The following is a 15,748-nucleotide window of genomic DNA, read 5'->3' as shown; positions in this document are numbered from 1 at the left end:
GGGCGACGAGCGGCTCCGTCCGCCCGTCCAGCGGTCGGCCGGGTCCGGGCAGGGTCCGCCCGCTCAGCCCCGGGCGTGTCGCATCAGCAGGTCGCGCAGCTGGCGCGCATGACGGCGGCTGACGGCGAGCTCGGCGGTGCCGACCCGGACGGTGGTCGTCCCGGCGTCCAGTCGCAGTTCGTCGATACGGGCGAGGGCGACGAGATGGCTGCGGTGTATGCGTACGAACCCGCGCGAGGCCCAGCGCTCCTCAAGGGTGGACAGCGGGATGCGCACCAGGTGGCTACCGTCCTCGGTGTGCAGCCTGGCGTAGTCCCCCTGGGCCTCCACGTAGGCGATGTCGTCGATCGGTACGAACCGTGTGACACCGCCAAGTTCGACCGGTATCTGCTCGGCGGCGGTCCCCCCTTGGGCATGCTGTGCGACGGCCGGTGGGGTGCTGGGTACGGGGGTGTGCACTGCGGGGCCCGCCGGGTCGGGCTGCCGTGGCTCGCGCGCCGAGACGACCAGGTCGCGGACCCGGCGTACGGCTTCGGCCAGCCGCTCCCTGCGCACCGGCTTGAGGACGTAGTCGACGGCCTTGAGGTCGAAGGCCTGGACGGCGAAGCCCTCGTGGGCGGTGACGAACACGATCAGCGGCGGCCGGGCGAATCCGGCGAGCAGTTTGGCGACGTCGAGACCGGTGAGACCGGCCATGTGGATGTCCAGGAAGACGACGTCGATGCCGTCGTCCCCGTCCGGGCCCGCGTCCAGCGCGCGGCCGATGCGGCGCAGTGCCTCGGTCGCGTCCGTGGCTCCTTCGGCGCTCTTGATGCGGGAGTCGGAGCGCAGGAGGTAGAGCAGCTCTTCGAGTGCCGGTTTCTCGTCGTCGACAGCCAGTACACGCAGCATGCTACGGAGTGTAGGCGCGCCTCGACGGCCGGACTACGGCGTCTGGTCGCCGTCGGGCCCGTCGAGCAGATCGTCCTCGGAGAACATCGCCAGCAGCGCGGGGGCGTCGGCCATGTCGAGGTACGCGATCCGGCACGGGTCGCAGACCTGCAGGTGGCCAGAGACCCGGGTGTCCTCGGCCGGGCCGAGCGCACCGAGGACATACGCGCCGAGCAGCAGTTCCACATGGGCGCTGTCGGGGTGCGGCACGATCATGCTGGTCCCCGTCTCTCCACCTGTCACGCACACATCATGCGGGCAGCACTCGCCCGGTCTCAAGACAGTTCCGTAAGCGGGCCGTTCATAGTGCGGCACGGTCCGGGCGGCCCGGCGGTTGCGCTCGACGTGCACGGAGTTGAGCACGGCGCGCACCTGGTCCGTACTTCAGGTCGACAGACCCACTACAGACCCACTACAGACCCACTACGGACCCGCGACAGACGCAGTACGCAACGGGGCGAGAGACGAATCGAGGACGCCATGAGCTTGCAGCAGCGGCACCGGGACGTGGCCGCCTATGCTCTGGGCGTCCTGGAGCCCGCGGACGCGTTCCGGTTCGAGGAGCATCTGGCGGACTGTGTGATGTGCACGGTACAGCTCTCCGACTTCGCCTCGGCCGCCACGGCCCTGGCCGAGCTCGCTGGACCCGACCGGATCGAAGTCCGTCCCAGCAGGCGACTGCTCGACCGGCTGACAGACGAGGTCGACGTGGTGCGGCGGCGCGGCCGCAGGCGTCGGCTGAAGCTGGTCGTGGCGGCCGCGGCTCTGATCGTCGCCCTGCCCGCCGCGGCGGTGGCGCTCGAGGACGCCGGGAGCGGGAAGCCCGCCCTTCAGCAGATCGTGGCGAAGGATCCCACGACGGGCGTCGCTGCGGCCGCCGCGACGCAGGACCGGGCCTGGGGCACGGCGGTCGCTTTGCGTCTGTCGGGTCTCAAGGGGCCTGGCGCCTGCCGTCTTGTCGCCATCGGCAAGGACGGCATCGAACACCCGGTCCTCACCTGGGCGGTGCCGGCAGGTGGCTACGGGATACCGGGTTCTCCGGGTCACGAGGACCCGCTGGACATCGAGGGGGGTACGGACCTGCCGAGCGGCGAGATCGGCCGCTGGGAGGTGCGTACCCTCGACGGACAGCCTCTGATCTCCCTCAAGGGGTAGCTCAGGGCTGTCGGGCCGCTGTCCGGCGCTACCTCAGGTCCTGCGCTACTCAGGTCTTGCCCTACTTCAGCAGGCGGGAGAGTCTGCGGTCTGCGAGCGGCTTGCCGCCGGTCTGGCAGGTGGGGCAGTACTGCAGCGAGGAGTCGCTGAAGGAGACCTCGCGGATGGTGTCGCCGCAGACGGGGCACGGCTGACCGGTGCGGCCGTGGACGCGCAGACCGCTCTTCTTCTCGGCCTTGAGCCGGCCGGCGGCGACGCCGCGCGTGCGCTCGACGGCATCACGCAGCGTGGAGCGCAGGGCCTCGTACAGGACGGTGATTTCGTCCTCGCTCAGGTTCTGCACGGGCTTGAAGGGCGACATCTTCGCGGCATGCAGGATCTCGTCGCTGTACGCGTTGCCGATGCCGGCGATCAGGCCCTGGTCGCGCAGCGCGCCTTTGATCTGTCGGCGTTCCCCGGCGAGCAGCGCGGCGAAGGCGTCCCGGTCGAAGCCGTCGGCGAGCGGATCGGGGCCGAGTCGGGCGATGCCGGGGACCTCGGCCGGGTCGTGTACGAGATGGACGGCGAGCCGCTTGGTGGTGCCCGCTTCGGTGAGGTCGAAGCCGCCGCCCGAGGCGAGGACGGTACGCAGAGCAAGCGGGCCTTTGCCGGGGCGTGGAGGCGCCGCCGGGAACTCGTCCTTCCACTGGAGCCAGCCCGCCCGGGCGAGATGGGTGACCAGATGCAGTGGGCCGACGCTGATGTCGAGCCACTTCCCGTGCCGGTCCACGGCGGTCACCTCGGCGCCCTCTACGGCGGTCAGCGGCGGGTCGTACGTCTTCAGGACGCTGATCGCCAGCGGCAGGACGCGGACGATCTCCTGCCCCACCAGGTGGGTGTCAAGGAACTCTCTCAGCGCTTCGACTTCGGGCAGCTCCGGCATGCATCCAGGGTGCCAAAGGGGCGGGGCAGGCGCAGGTTTACCGGGATTCACCGCGCGGGGGCAGTCCGTAGACGCGGCTCGCGGTGGTCTCGAAGACGGCGCGGCGTTCGTCGTCGGCCAGCCGGTGGGTGAGCGCGCGGGCGGCCGCGACCACCTCGGCGTAGCCCGCGGCGAGCCGGCAGACCGGCCAGTCGGAGCCGAACATCAGCCTGCCGGGGCCGAAGGCGTCGAGGACCGTATCGGCGTACGGGGCCAGATCTGGCGTGGTCCAGGTGGACCAGGCCGCCTCGGTGACCATTCCGGAGAGCTTGCAGACGGTGTTGGGCTTGGCCGCGAGTGCGCGCACCGCGGTCGCCCAGGGCTCCAGGTCCTTGGAGGCGATGGGCGGCTTGCCGAGATGGTCGAGTACGAAGGTGAGCTCGGGCAGCCTGGCCGCCGCCTCGGTCGCCGCAGGCAGCTGGTGCGGGAGCACCACGAGGTCGTAGACGAGTCCCGCCGAGGCGACGGCGGCCAGGCCGCGCAGTACATCGGGGCGGAGCAGCCAGGTGGGGTCGGGCTCGCCCTGGACCTGGTGGCGGATGCCGACGAGGCGGTCCCCGCCCGGGAGTTCACGCAGGGCCGCGAGGGTGTCGGCGATGCCGGGGGCGGTGAGGTCGGTCCAGCCGACGACGCCCGCGACGAGTTCGCTGCCGTCGGCGATGGCGAGGAATTCCGGGGTCTCTTCGGCGACGGTGACCGTCTGGACGAGGACGGTGGCGCGTACGCCCGCGGCGCGGGCCTCGAGGGCGAGATCGTCGAGGGAGAAAGTGCGCCGGATGGGGGCCAGGTCGGGGCCGGTGATCCAGCCCTGGTCCCGTACGGAGAGGTCCCACACATGGTGGTGGGCGTCGATGATCGCCATCGGCTCACAGCTCCCAGACGACGGGCAGTCCGGCTTCGGCGCCGTCCGCGGAGTAGTCGTGCACCACATCGAGGAGTTCGGCCATCCGAGCCTGCCAGGCGATGTTGACGGGGAGTTTCTCCAGTGCGGCGAGCAACTGGGCGTAGTCGGCGCAGTCGAGGAGGTGGAAGAGGTCGGTACCGCTGCGCCAGATGGTCCAGGAGGTGACGCCGGCGGCGCGGATCGCGGCGGTGAGCTCCTTGGGGACTTCGCGGTGCACCGCTTCGTACTCGTCGATGCGGTCGGCGCGGACCGTGGTGTGCAGGGCGACTCTCATCGGGCGTCCCCGTCCTTTCGGGCATCCCTGTCCATCGGGAGCAGTCCTTCGGCGCGCAGTTCGTCCCAGAGCGCGGACGGGACGGCCAGGGCCAGCATGTCGGCCGCGTCCCGCACTTCATCGGCCGAGCGGGCGCCGACCAGGGCGCCCGCGACGGCCGGATGAGCGAGCGGATAGTGGAGGGCGGCGGCGCGCAGCGGTACGCCGTGGCGTTCGGAGACGGCCTTGAGCCGCAGAGCCCGCTGCAGGATGTCGTCGGGCGCTGCGGTGTAGTCGTACGTGGCCCCCGGTCGCGGATCGGCGAGCAACCCGGAGTTGAAGATTCCTCCGACGACAACGCTCTTGCCGCGGGCGGCGGCTTCGGGCAGCAGCTCGGCGAGCGCGCTCTGGTCCAGGAGGGTGTATCGGCCGGCGCACAGGACGGCGTCGACGTCGGTGTCGCGGACGAAGTGGGTGAGCATCGCTGCCTGGTTCATGCCGGCGCCGATCGCGCCGACGACGCCTTCGGCGCGCAGCCGCTCCAGCGCCGGGTAGCCGTGGCGGAAGGCGGCTTCCTCATGCTCGTCCGGGTCGTGCAGATAGACGATGTCGATCCGGTCGAGGCCGAGCCGCAGAAGGCTCTCCTCGATGCTGCGGAGTACGCCGTCCGCGCTGAAGTCCCATACGCGGCGGTGGTCGGCGGGTACGGCGAAGCCGCTCGCGAGGTCGTCTCCGTCGGGCGGGCAGGGTTCGAGCAGCCGCCCGGCCTTGGTGGAGAGGGTGTACGCGTCGCGGGGACGGGTGCGCAGGGCCTCGCCCAGTCTGCGTTCGGACAGGCCGAGCCCGTAGTGCGGCGCGGTGTCGAAGGTCCGGATGCCCGCGTCCCAGGCGGCGTCGACTGCCGCCGCGGCGGCGGCGGCGTCCACGGGGGTGTAGAGACTGCCGATTCCGGCGGCCCCGAAGGACAGTTCGGTGATCTCGACCGCGCTGCGTCCGAGCGTGCTCCGTCGCATTCCGCTGCTGCCCCCTCACTGTGGCGTTCACCGATGACGACGAATATTCATCGGATCACTTGGGGGCGTCAACACCCTTGAAGGGGCGAGATCTTGCGCCGAACCTCTGAGCTGTCCGATCTATCGGGCCGGCATATCGAGCGAGGCCTCTCCAATCAGGTCGAGGAGTCCTACGAGCTCCTCCCCCAGACTCCGCGCCAGGCGGTCGAGATCGGGCAAGGCCTTGCCATCGGCGACCAGGCCGACATGCACCCGCCCGTCATAGGTGGACATGGCAATGGCCAGAGACTGTCCGCGGGCGAGCGGTGCCATCGGATAGACCTCGCGCAGCGGGCAGCCGCCCAGCGACAGGGCCGAGCGCGGCAGCGGCACGCTGGTCACCAGGACGTCGAAGAGCATCCGGGCCGCGCCGCCCGCCAGCGGCGCGCCGAACCGGTGTGCGAGCGGCGGCAGTTGATCGGCGAGCACGGCCAGCGCCCCGGCGCCGCGCGAAGGACCAGCCGCCTTGTTGCGGTCCATGGCGGTACGTACGGCGTCGAGCCGTGAACGCGGATCGGGGTCGGAGACCGGAAGTTCCAGCAGATACGCGGAGAACTTGTTGCCCGAGCCGGGCGGGCTGCCCGGCCTGCGCTGGGAGACGGGCACCAGGGCGCGCGGGTCGGCGGCCGGCAGCCGCTCGCCGCGCTCGTCCAGCCAGCGCCGCAGCCCGCCCGCGACGACGGCGAGCAGCACATCGTTGGCGGTGCCGCCCACCGCCCTGCGTACGCGCTGCACGTCTTCCAGGCCGAGTACCGCGGTGCCGAGCCGCCGTGTGCCGCTCGAACCGGCAGTGAGTGCGGCCATGCCGCGCGGGTCGAGCCTGCTGGCACGTACGACCGAGGCCCCAACTCCGACGGCCCGGCCCAGCTCCTCGATCCGGCCGCGGGCGAAGCCGGCCACCTGCGAGGGACCCGCGAACCAGGACCGGGGTGGCACGGTACGCGCCCGCCGTACGCCGACCGTGCGGGCGTCGGCGATCTGGTCGAAGATGCCCGCCCCGATGGCGACCGCGCGCATGCCGTCCGCCAGCGCGTGATGCAGCTTCACCAGCACCGCGAACGGGCCGCCCGGCTCACCCGTCAGGAGGTACATCTCCCACGGCGGCAGACCTCGTTCGAGAGGCCGTTCCATCAGCTCGCCGGCAATCCCGGCGGCCTCGGTGGCGAAGTCGCCGGCCGGGAGGCGGACATGGTGCACATGCCGTCGTACGTCGAAGTCCTTGGCCACGGTCCAGCGGGCGCCGCCGACGGGCAGCAGGACATCCCTCACCCGCATCCGCAGCCGGCGGATCGCGGCGGCGCGCGTGGCGAGCAGTTCGAGGACGCTGTCGCCGCTCCGCGTCCCGGGAGCGGGCGCGAAGAAGGCGAGGGCACCGAGGTGCATCGGATGACCGGCGGACTCGAGGTGCCAGAACGCCAGGTCGAGGGGGGCAAGAAGCTCGCTGCTCAAGGGGACCTCTTGTCCTAGAAGGTGTCCTAAAGGGTGTCCTGAAGGGCCACAGAGTACGAAGTCAAACGCCTACGGTCGGTTACGGTCAAGTACGATCACTTCACGCACAGTTAACAACAAGTTTCCATCAGTTGGGCGGTCTGTCGGGGACTATGAACTCGCACCAAACGCATTTGCCGCTGCCCCTGGACTCCACGCCCCAGGCCTCCGCCAGTCGGTCCACCAGCATCAGCCCGCGGCCGGACACGCCCGACTCGCCCGCATCACGCCGACGCGGCAGCGCACTGGAACGGTCCTCGACCTCCACCCGCAGCCGCCGCTCCGAACCGGACAGCACCCGGATGGTAACGATCGCGCCGCCGTCCGTGTGCATCAGCGCGTTGGTGATCATCTCGTCGGCGGCCAGCTCTATCTCGTCCGACCGCTGGCGCGCGCCCCAGGCCCGTACGGCCGCCCGGATCATGTGCCGGGCAGAGCGAAGCGCCTCCGGGTCGTTCTGCCCGACATGCTGCTGCAGCCGGCCGCCCGCCTGCGGGGTGTACGCGCCCTTGCGGCGCAGCAGCAGGATCGCCACGTCGTCGTCACCACCCCGCTCGCCCGCCACCTCGCACAGATGGTCGGCGAGCAGCTGCAGATCGCGCGGACCGCCGCGCACCTGCGCGGTCAGCAGCTGCATCCCGTCGTCGAGATCGGCGCCGGGTTGCTCGACCAGTCCGTCGGTGTAGAGGAGCAAGGTCTGGCCGGGGTCCAACTCGACGGTGCTGACCGGGTATTCGAGCTGCCCGAACTCCGCCGAGAGCCCCAGCGGCAGCCCGCCCTCCACCGGCAGCCGTCGGCAGCTTCCGTCGATGTCCCGGATCAGCGGGTCGACATGCCCCGCCCGCACCAGCTGCACCACACCGGTGGACAGATCGGCCTCCGCATACATGCAGGTCGCGAACCGGTCGGTGTCGAGCTCATCGAGGAAGACGGAGGCGCGCGCCATCACGGTGGCCGGAGTGTGCCCCTCGGCCGCGTACGCCCGCAGCACGATGCGCAGCTGCCCCATCACCGCGGCCGCGTCCACGTCATGCCCCTGCACGTCGCCGATGACCGCACCCACCCGCCCGCCGGGCAGCGCGATGATGTCGTACCAGTCGCCTCCGATGTCCCGGCCCATACGGGCAGAGCGGTAGCGCACCGCGATCTGCGCCCCGGGCACAGCGGGGATCCGGCGCGGCAGCATCGCCTGCTGGAGGCCTTCGGCGAGATCGTGCTCCTGTTCGTAGAGCATGGCGCGCTGGAGGCTCTGGGCGATGCTGCTGCCGAGGGCGACGAGCAGATTGCGCTCCTCGGAGCTGAAGCCGGTCTTGTCGCCGTACAGCAGACCGAGCGCCCCTATGGGGCGGGCCTGGGCGATCAGCGGCAGATAGGCGGCCGAGGTGATCTTGAGATCTTTGATGTGCGGCCAGAGCAGCGGATATGACTCGGCGAAGTCCCGTTCGGACTCGATGAAGCGGGGCGTGAGGGTACGCACCACCTCGCTCATCGGGTACCCCTCGTCGACGCGCGTGTAGCGGGTGCCCGGCACGAACGAGCCTTCCGGCCCCTCGGCGACCAGATGGATCCGGCCCGATTCCAGCAGCCCCATGACCAGGCTGGTCGCGCCGAAGTGTTCCAGGCCGTGCGAGTCCCTCAGTACGTCGATGACGTCCTGGACGGTCCTGGCGTGGGCGAGGGCCGCGGTGGTGCTCTCCACGACGCTGGTCTGCCGGCGGCGCTCGACTTCGACTTCGAGGCGCTGCCTGGACTCGGCAAGCTCTTCGGTGGCGTCGCGGACGATGCCGATGATGCGCAGCGGGCGGCCCGTCTCGTCGCGGCGGACGCAGGCCTGCGTGTGGGCCCAGCTCAGGCTGCCGTCGCGGCGGCGGATGCGGAAGTACGCCCCGTAGCGGTCACTGCCATTCTTGAGCGCCTGCGCCACCAGGGTGTCCAGCCGGGCGGCCTCGTCCGACGGCACCCGGGAGGCCAGGCTCTCCGGGCGGCCGTCGTACTCGCCGGGGCGCAGATCGAACACCTCGTGACCGGGCTGGTCCAGGTGCATCAGCCCGCTGACCAGGTCCCAGTCGAAGCTGCCCATGCCGTTGAGGGTCAGGCTCAGATCCGGGTCGGCCGGCCAGTCGTCGGGAAGCGACAGGGCACCCGCTGCCCGATCAACCATAGAGCCACTCTGCCATCATTTGTCGGATTCTTCGACCGGTTCGGAGGGCGCGCTCAGCCCTGGAAGGTGTCCGGCGACGCCGGCTCCTCGTTGGGGATGAGCAGGTCCGGCTGGGACGGTGTGACCCCCTCGTCGGAAGGCACATCGGGGTTGACCGGCGGGGGCAGTGCCTCGCTCGGTGTGTCCAAAGGCGGTTCGGCAGGCGGCTCCACGGGCGGGTTGACCGGCTGCTCCGGTGTCGTCGGCGTGAGACTGCCGTCGCTCGGCACGCCGGAGTCACCGGGCTCGGGCATCACCGGCGGATAGACGAAGACGTCGTCCGGGGTCACCGGCGGGAGCACGTCGGGCCGCTTGTCCAGCTCGCCGTCGGTCCCGGCCTGCCGGTCGATCCAGGTGTTGGTGACGATGTTGACGATGACGAAATTGTTGATGACCTGGGTGGTCGGCTTGATGACGACGACCCGGTCCGACTGGTAGCCCGCCCAGGACTGGCCGTTGTGGACCACGGCGCCCTTGACGGCGACCGGCGGCTTCAGCGGGTTTCCGCAGGCACACCGAACGCGCGGCGTGCCGTACTGGTCCACCAGCACGGCGGTCCCGGCCTGCAGCACGGACTGGTAGGTGGTGGCGGTGCCGTCGCGGAAGCCGTGGCTGGTGACGCGGGTGTCGGCGCGCAGCACGACGGGCGTCAGTCCACGCAGATAGTCCGGGACCTCCGTCTGGGAGACGCCGGCGGCCCGGGAAAAGGCGCGCTCCTTGGCCTGGTCGGCGACGAGGAGGTTCACCTGCTGCTCGACGTCGCAACTGCCCAGCGATTGCGTGCCGCCGTACAGGCCAGGCGTCGAGCCGGACAGAGTGCGCAGCGTCTGCCCCCCTGCGGGGCTGCTCGGCACACCGGACGGGTCGGACGGCGCAGGCCCGATCTCGTTCCTCACCGTGGAGGCGGTGTACGGGTCCGGGCCCCGCGCCGCGGCAGGCTCGAGGTAGACCTCCGAGTCCGTGGCCGCCCTGCTGCTGCCGCCGCATCCGGCGACCAGGAGCGTGCAGGACAGCGCCGCGAACAGCCCGGCGACCGCGGCGTACCGACGGCGAATGGGTGGACGCACAACAAAGTCTCCCGCCTCTTCACCCCAATTGGTTCCTCAAGTTCTGCCGGATTCCCCTCAGCCCCGCGACTTGAACGCGTTCAAGTAAGCGCATAGTCTCGACCGCAAGGAATTGAACACGTTCAAGCCTGGGGTGGTGTGCGTGGTGTCCGTACTGGTCAGCCTGATCGTGATGCTCGGCATGCTGGTGGTCGTGCCCGCGGGACTCCGCCTCATCGACTCCGTCGGGCTCGCGCCCATTCGGCGGACATGGCCGCTGTTCGCCCTCCCGGGAGTCGTCTCCCTCTGGCTGCCGCGCTCGACCACGGCGACCGTGCTCGCGGCCGTATACGCGCTCGGCACGCTGGCTCTCGCCGCGCATGCCCCACGCAGGCTGGCCCGGACCCGATCGCTCGCGCCCGCAGAAATCGCGGTGCTCACAGCACTCGTGACCCCGTCCGTCGCCGGTGTCGCACTCGTCGCGGAACGCTCCGGGCACGAGCTCTTCGGCTTCAGCCTGCCGATCCTGGCGCTGACCGTGCCGCACTTTCACTTCGCAGGGTTCGCGGCCGCGCTGGTGGCGGGCCTGGTCTGTCGCACATCGGCCGGTCCTGCCGGGCGCTTCGCGGCGCTGAGCGTGCCGCTCGGCACCCTTCTCGTCCTGGCCGGCTACTTCCTGGACGACTGGGCCGAGCTGCTCGGTGCACTCGTACTGACCGCGGGCATGTGGGCCGTCGCGCTGCTGACCTGGCGCGACGTCCGGGCCGACGGCCGCGACGGGTTCACCCGCGGCCTGCTCGCCGTCTCGGCCGCCGTGCTGGTGGCGACGATGCTGCTCGCCCTGAGCTGGGCGCTCGGCGAGGCTACCGGTCTGCCCCACCCGACCCTGACCTGGATGGCCGCCACCCACGGCCTCGGCAACGCCCTCGGTTTCGCACTCTGCTCGGTGCTGGCCTGGCAACGACTCAAGGAGACGGCCGCATGAATCGCGTACACGCCCTCAACTATCCCGAGACCGGCGCCACCCGGCTCGGCCCGCTGCCCGACGGCTACCACCATCTCCACCACACCGCCCGTATCGGCCGCGGCCACGCCGTCTTCGAGGCGGCGGGCGCGGCGGTCACCAGCTGGCGGATGCACCGCGGGTCGGGCGCCCGGGTGCGCACCACGGCAGCGCGGGCCGAGCCCGGCGCCCGGCTCGAGGTCTCGCTCGGGGTCGGCCGACTGCGGTTCACCGCGCCGTGCGAGGTGATCTGGACGGCGTACGAGAAGGACCGGACGGGATTCGCGTACGGCACTTTGGCCGGGCATCCCGAGCGCGGTGAGGAGTCGTTCATCGTCGACATCCGCGACGACGGCTCGGTGTGGTTCACCGTCATGGCCTTCAGCCGTCCGGCGAGCTGGTACACCCGGCTCGCGGGCCCGCTCGTACCCGTGGTGCAAAAGTGGTACGCCAAGCGGCTCGGCCGTACGGTGCGACGGCTTGCCGCGGCCGATACTGGAGGTGATGGAGTGGTTCAGCGACGGTGACTACTGGCTCAGCCGACTGGTCTTCCAGCGGGCTCTGGCCGCCGTGTATCTGGTCGCCTTTCTCACCGCCGCCCTGCAATTCCGGGCGCTGATCGGCGAGCGGGGCATGCTGCCGGTGCCCGCGTACGTACGCCGGGTGCCGATGCGCCGTGCACCGAGCCTGTTCCAACTGCGCTACTCCGACCGCCTGTTCGCCCTCTGCGCCTGGGCCGGCGCTCTGCTCTCGGCGGCGCTGGTGGCGGGCGCTGCCGACCATGTCCCGCTCGCGGCCGCGATGGCATGGTGGGCGGCGCTGTGGGTGCTGTATCTGTCGATCGTCAATGTAGGCCAGACGTGGTACGGCTTCGGCTGGGAGTCACTGCTCCTGGAGACGGGCTTTCTCGCGGTCTTCCTCGGCAATGAGCGCACGGCCCCGCCCGTGCTGGTCCTGTGGCTGCTGCGCTGGGTGCTGTTCCGGGTGGAGTTCGGCGCGGGGCTGATCAAAATCCGCGGCGACGAGTGCTGGCGCAAGCTGACCTGCCTGGACTTCCACCACGAGACCCAGCCGATGCCGGGACCGCTGAGCTGGTTCTTCCACCATCTGCCGAAACCCCTCCACCGGGTCGAGGTGGCTGCCAACCATGTGACCCAGCTCCTCGTCCCCGTGTTGCTGTTCACCCCTCAGCCGATCGCGAGCGCGGCCGCCGGGACGATCGTGCTGACCCAGCTGTGGCTGGTGCTGTCCGGCAACTTCGCCTGGCTGAACTGGCTGACCATCGTGCTCGCCCTCTCCGCCGTGGACGGTTCGCTGATCGCGGATCCGCCCGCACAGTCCGCGCCCCTGCTCTGGTACGAGATCGTGGTGATCGCCGTCACCGCCCTGGTCGTCGGCCTCAGTTATCGTCCGGCGCGCAATCTCTTCTCGCGGCGACAGCAGATGAACCGGTCCTACGATCCGCTCCATCTGGTCAACGCCTACGGCGCGTTCGGCTCGGTCGGACGGGTGCGGCACGAGGTGGTGGTCGAGGGCACGGACGAGACGGTGCTCCATCAGGGCACGGTGTGGCGGGAGTACGAATTCAAGGGCAAACCGGGTGATGCACGCAGGCTGCCCCGCCAGTTCGCGCCCTACCATCTGCGGCTCGACTGGATGATGTGGTTCGCCGCGCTGTCCCCCGGTTACGCGGCCTCCTGGTTCGGCCCGTTCATGGAGCGGCTGCTGGACGGCGACCGGGACACGCTGCGGCTGCTGGGCCGCAACCCGTTCCCGGACGCCCCGCCCGCGTACGTCCGCGCCAGGGTGTACCGCTACCGGTACACGACCTGGCACGAACTGCGGGCCACCGGCGCCTGGTGGCACCGCACCTATGTGCGCGAGTTCCTCAGGCCGACCAGGCTGCTTTGAACACCCAGACGTGCTTGCCCGCCCGGCGGGCCGCGGCAGGCACGTCGATCACCAGCTTGCCGCCGGTCGTACGCCAGGCCAGCGGCCGTCCATGACCGAGCATGGTCACGTTGTCGCCGGGCCGGACGGGCACCGGGGCCTCGACGGTGAGCCTGCTGCCCGGAGCGGCGAGCGAATGGATGTAAAAGGCCTTGTCCGGGCGGACGGTGAAGCGCAGATCCTCGCCGAGCTGCGGCATCCGCGCCCAGTACGTACTGCCGTAGATCGCCTCGCCGTTGACCTTCAGCCACTCGCCCGTCTCACGCAGCCGGCGCTGCATGATCTCGGGGATGGTGCCATCGGCGCGCGGCCCGATGTCGAGGAGGAAGTTGCCGTTCTTGGAGACGATGTCGACGAGTGAGTGCACCACTTCCTCGGTCGTCATATAGCGGTCGTCGGGCGTGGCCGCGTTGTAGCCGTAGCTGAACGGGTCCAGCCCGCGGCTGGACTCCCACTTGTCGGTGACGATCGAGTCGTACGTCGTGTACTCGGGCGTCGTGAAGTCGTGCGGGCCGATCCCGGAGCGGTTGTTGACGGTCACCTCGATGGGCCGGGCCCGGTTCTTGGCGTGGTTGAAGTACTCCGCGAGCACCCGGTGGCTGTCGTTGACGCCGCCGATGTCGCACCACAGGACCTCGGGGTCGTATCCGTGGATCAGCTCCAGCATCTGCGGGGCCTGCAGTTCCTTGATGTAGTCCCCTGGCCGGTGTCCGGTGTACGGCACGGGCTCCAGCGTGTACGGATTGCGCGGCGCGTGCCCCGTCCAGGGATTGTCGGGGTTGAACCACTCGGGCATCGAGAAGTACAGACCGCGATGGAGTTCGGGGGCGTAGCGGCGGGAGGCGTCGAAGAGCTCCTTGATGAGGTCCCGCTTGGGGCCCATCTTCACGGAGTTGCGGTCGCTGACCTTGGTGTCCCAGAGGGCGAATCCCTCGTGGTGCTTGGAGGTCAGGACGTGGTACTGCGCGCCGGCGTCGCGGAACAACTCGACCCAGGAGCGCGGATCGAAGCGTTCGGCCCGGAAGCGCGGTATGAAGTCGTCGTACGCGAAGGACTCTCCGTACGTCTGGCGGTGATAGGCGTACGTCGGGTTGTTCGGGTCCTGCATGTGATTCCAGTACCACTCGGCGTACTGCTTGCCGACGGGCGCCCATGCGGGCACGGAGTAGACGCCCCAGTGGATGAAGATCCCGAACTTCACGTCCTGGAACCAGTACGGCGCCTGATGGGTGTTGAGCGACGCGTCGGTGGGCTGATAGTCGGGGACGCCGAGGGTGAGCGCCCGGCGGGCGGCAGCCGCCTGCTGGCCGCGGCCGCGGGCGACCACCGTGCCGTCGTGGGTGGTGCCGGGTTCGGTGCCCAGACTGCGGCGGATGCCGATGCGGACCCTGGCCTGGTCGCCGGGGGCGAGCCGGGTGACGGGTGCGGGCGCCACGGTGCGGGCGCCGGGTACGTCCACGGAGAGGGTGAGCCGGTCGGAGGCGAGGATGCCGACCGTGCCTGCGTTGATCACGGTGGCCTCGACGCTCTGCGCGCCCGAGTCGAGCAGGGAGGTCGTGGAGTGCGCGTCCCGCAGCGCCAACGCCCGCCCCTGGGCGGCCGGTTGCAGGGTGAGCGCGAAGATGTGGAGGGAGCTCTTGTTCGGCTGCGCCGGATTGGTGACCGGCAGCGTGAGTGCCACAGCCTGTCTGGTGGAGTCCATGGCGAGCTCGGCGGTGGCGATGACGACCTGGTGCGGGTCCTTCTGTCCGGCCGGGTTGTAGCGGTAGGGGGCGGTGAGGGGACCGCTGCCGGAGTACCAGTCGGGGCCGCTGAGCACCGCCTGCTGGGTGGTGCCGTCCGCGTAGTGGACGGTCGCCTTGCCGGATGCCGCACCATAACTGCCGGCGACGAGGAACAGGCCGGAAAGATAGCGGCCCTTGGGGAGTTCGATGCGCTGTCCGAGGGCGACGATGTTGTTCCTGGCACCCGCAGTGGCGGCGGGGAAGAGGTACGCGATGCCGTCGATGTCCAGCTGTCCGGAGGGGAGTTCCTCGCCGGGGAAGGTGTAGCCGGAGCCGTCGAAGTTACCGCCGCGGGCTTCCGCGGTGTCGATGCCGTCGTTGTCGAACCAGCGCTCCAGCGGTACGGGCACGGCCGGGGGGGACAGTGCCCCAGTCGCCGTCTCTCGCTTCCTCGTTCCCGTGTGCTGCCGCTGTCCGAGGGGTCGCATCGGCCGTGGCCGGGTGGATGAGGGCGGCGCCGACTGCCGCCCCCGCCGTCATTCCGAGTACATGGCGCCTGGGAAGTTCGGTCATGAGGTCCGATGATTGAAGCGTGACAGTGACCTGTCAATGCTCTCAACCGGACACAAGTGAGACCGTTTCTCCCACCCATCGGATGAATCCGCGTGACCTGCGGGATCTGCGACGGAGTGCGAGCGGCCCCCGAACGCCCCGTACCCCCCGCCGGTGCGGCAGGGGGTACGGGGCGAAGCGATCCGCTCAGTCGATGCCGGGCAGGATGTGCGGCTCGGCCAGGTCGTCCTCGTAGCCGGCCAGCCGGATCGGAGCCGATCGGGCCCAGACTTCCAGGCTGCCGAGTTCTTCGGGCCGGCCGGCCCGTTCGCCGCCGCGTTCCGGCGGTCGCTTCTCGTGCTTCTTCACATCTGATGTCACCGCGCACTCCTCTGTGTCGCGTAACTGGGACAGGGGCGGTTCGGTCGCGGTGGCGCCGGTACTCGGGCGGGACCGCAGCCTGGTTGCAGACCTGTCCCAGGACGGCCAAGGGGGTTTCGTGGGCCCTTTGGTGGCGTCCGTTCACCCCA

The 15,748-nt window shown here is 70.2% G+C and carries 15 protein-coding genes; 4 read left to right on the top strand and 11 right to left on the bottom strand.

All coding sequences use genetic code 11. The features are described from left to right. Positions 1-63: 63 nt before the first annotated feature. Both ACH492_RS04750 and ACH492_RS04745 read right to left on the bottom strand, forming a co-directional pair. Positions 64-891, bottom strand: coding sequence for a LytR/AlgR family response regulator transcription factor (locus ACH492_RS04750; RefSeq protein WP_398982713.1), 828 nt, complete (start codon positions 889-891; stop codon positions 64-66). 33 nt (positions 892-924) lie between these two features. Beyond that, complete coding sequence (locus tag ACH492_RS04745) at positions 925-1,173, bottom strand: zf-HC2 domain-containing protein (RefSeq protein WP_398982711.1); 249 nt, start codon at positions 1,171-1,173, stop codon at positions 925-927. Positions 1,174-1,410: 237 nt separating this feature from the next. Here ACH492_RS04745 and ACH492_RS04740 point away from each other — a divergent pair, with 237 nt between their 5' ends. Beyond that, positions 1,411-2,085, top strand: a complete 675-nt coding sequence (locus ACH492_RS04740; protein WP_398982709.1) for a hypothetical protein — start codon at positions 1,411-1,413, stop codon at positions 2,083-2,085. Positions 2,086-2,146: 61 nt separating this feature from the next. Here the strand turns inward: ACH492_RS04740 and ACH492_RS04735 are convergent, their stop codons facing one another. The 7 genes from ACH492_RS04735 to ACH492_RS04705 all read right to left on the bottom strand — a co-directional run bounded on the left by ACH492_RS04735 (position 2,147) and on the right by ACH492_RS04705 (position 10,010). Then, entirely contained in the window at positions 2,147-3,007 is an 861-nt protein-coding gene (locus ACH492_RS04735) for an Fpg/Nei family DNA glycosylase (RefSeq protein WP_398982707.1), read from the bottom strand. 37 nt (positions 3,008-3,044) lie between these two features. Continuing rightward, positions 3,045-3,908, bottom strand: coding sequence for an amidohydrolase family protein (locus ACH492_RS04730; RefSeq protein ID WP_398982705.1), 864 nt, complete (start codon positions 3,906-3,908; stop codon positions 3,045-3,047). A 4-nt stretch (positions 3,909-3,912) separates the two neighbouring features. Continuing rightward, a complete protein-coding gene (locus ACH492_RS04725) occupies positions 3,913-4,224 on the bottom strand; it encodes an L-rhamnose mutarotase (RefSeq protein WP_398982703.1) in 312 nt (103 codons plus the stop codon). Next, on the bottom strand, positions 4,221-5,216 hold the full coding sequence (locus ACH492_RS04720; protein WP_398982701.1) for an aldo/keto reductase: 996 nt from the start codon (positions 5,214-5,216) through the stop codon (positions 4,221-4,223). Before ACH492_RS04720 ends, ACH492_RS04725 begins: the two co-directional genes overlap by 4 nt. Positions 5,217-5,336: 120 nt before the next feature. Next, positions 5,337-6,704, bottom strand: coding sequence for a wax ester/triacylglycerol synthase family O-acyltransferase (locus ACH492_RS04715; protein ID WP_398982699.1), 1,368 nt, complete (start codon positions 6,702-6,704; stop codon positions 5,337-5,339). A 127-nt stretch (positions 6,705-6,831) separates the two neighbouring features. Then, positions 6,832-8,904 (bottom strand): SpoIIE family protein phosphatase, encoded by a 2,073-nt coding sequence (locus ACH492_RS04710; protein ID WP_398982697.1) that lies wholly within the window; start codon positions 8,902-8,904, stop codon positions 6,832-6,834. 53 nt (positions 8,905-8,957) lie between these two features. Further along, on the bottom strand, positions 8,958-10,010 hold the full coding sequence (locus tag ACH492_RS04705; RefSeq protein WP_398982695.1) for a DUF6777 domain-containing protein: 1,053 nt from the start codon (positions 10,008-10,010) through the stop codon (positions 8,958-8,960). Positions 10,011-10,155: 145 nt separating this feature from the next. On the opposite strand from ACH492_RS04705, the gene ACH492_RS04700 reads away from it, so the two are divergent. The 3 genes from ACH492_RS04700 to ACH492_RS04690 are packed head-to-tail and all read left to right on the top strand — an operon-like array spanning position 10,156 to position 12,903. After that, entirely contained in the window at positions 10,156-10,974 is an 819-nt protein-coding gene (locus ACH492_RS04700; RefSeq protein WP_398983319.1) for a YndJ family protein, read from the top strand. Beyond that, positions 10,971-11,519 (top strand): DUF1990 family protein, encoded by a 549-nt coding sequence (locus ACH492_RS04695; protein ID WP_398982693.1) that lies wholly within the window; start codon positions 10,971-10,973, stop codon positions 11,517-11,519. The genes ACH492_RS04700 and ACH492_RS04695 overlap by 4 nt, the downstream gene beginning before the upstream one ends. Then, entirely contained in the window at positions 11,497-12,903 is a 1,407-nt protein-coding gene (locus ACH492_RS04690; protein WP_398982691.1) for a lipase maturation factor family protein, read from the top strand. The genes ACH492_RS04695 and ACH492_RS04690 overlap by 23 nt, the downstream gene beginning before the upstream one ends. On the opposite strand, the gene ACH492_RS04685 is transcribed toward ACH492_RS04690, so the two are convergent. Beyond that, entirely contained in the window at positions 12,881-15,076 is a 2,196-nt protein-coding gene (locus ACH492_RS04685) for an alpha-L-fucosidase (protein WP_398982689.1), read from the bottom strand. The two genes, ACH492_RS04690 and ACH492_RS04685, sit on opposite strands and share 23 nt — an antisense overlap. 349 nt (positions 15,077-15,425) lie before the next feature. Beyond that, on the bottom strand, positions 15,426-15,599 hold the full coding sequence (locus ACH492_RS04680; RefSeq protein WP_307659785.1) for a hypothetical protein: 174 nt from the start codon (positions 15,597-15,599) through the stop codon (positions 15,426-15,428). Between the last annotated feature and the right edge of the window lie 149 nt (positions 15,600-15,748).

The organism is Streptomyces sp. NPDC019443 (assembly GCF_044389785.1).
Taxonomy (GTDB): Bacteria; Actinomycetota; Actinomycetes; order Streptomycetales; family Streptomycetaceae; genus Streptomyces.
Note: the sequence above shows the minus strand (reverse complement) of the source record. Positions and strands in the feature narration are given on the sequence as shown.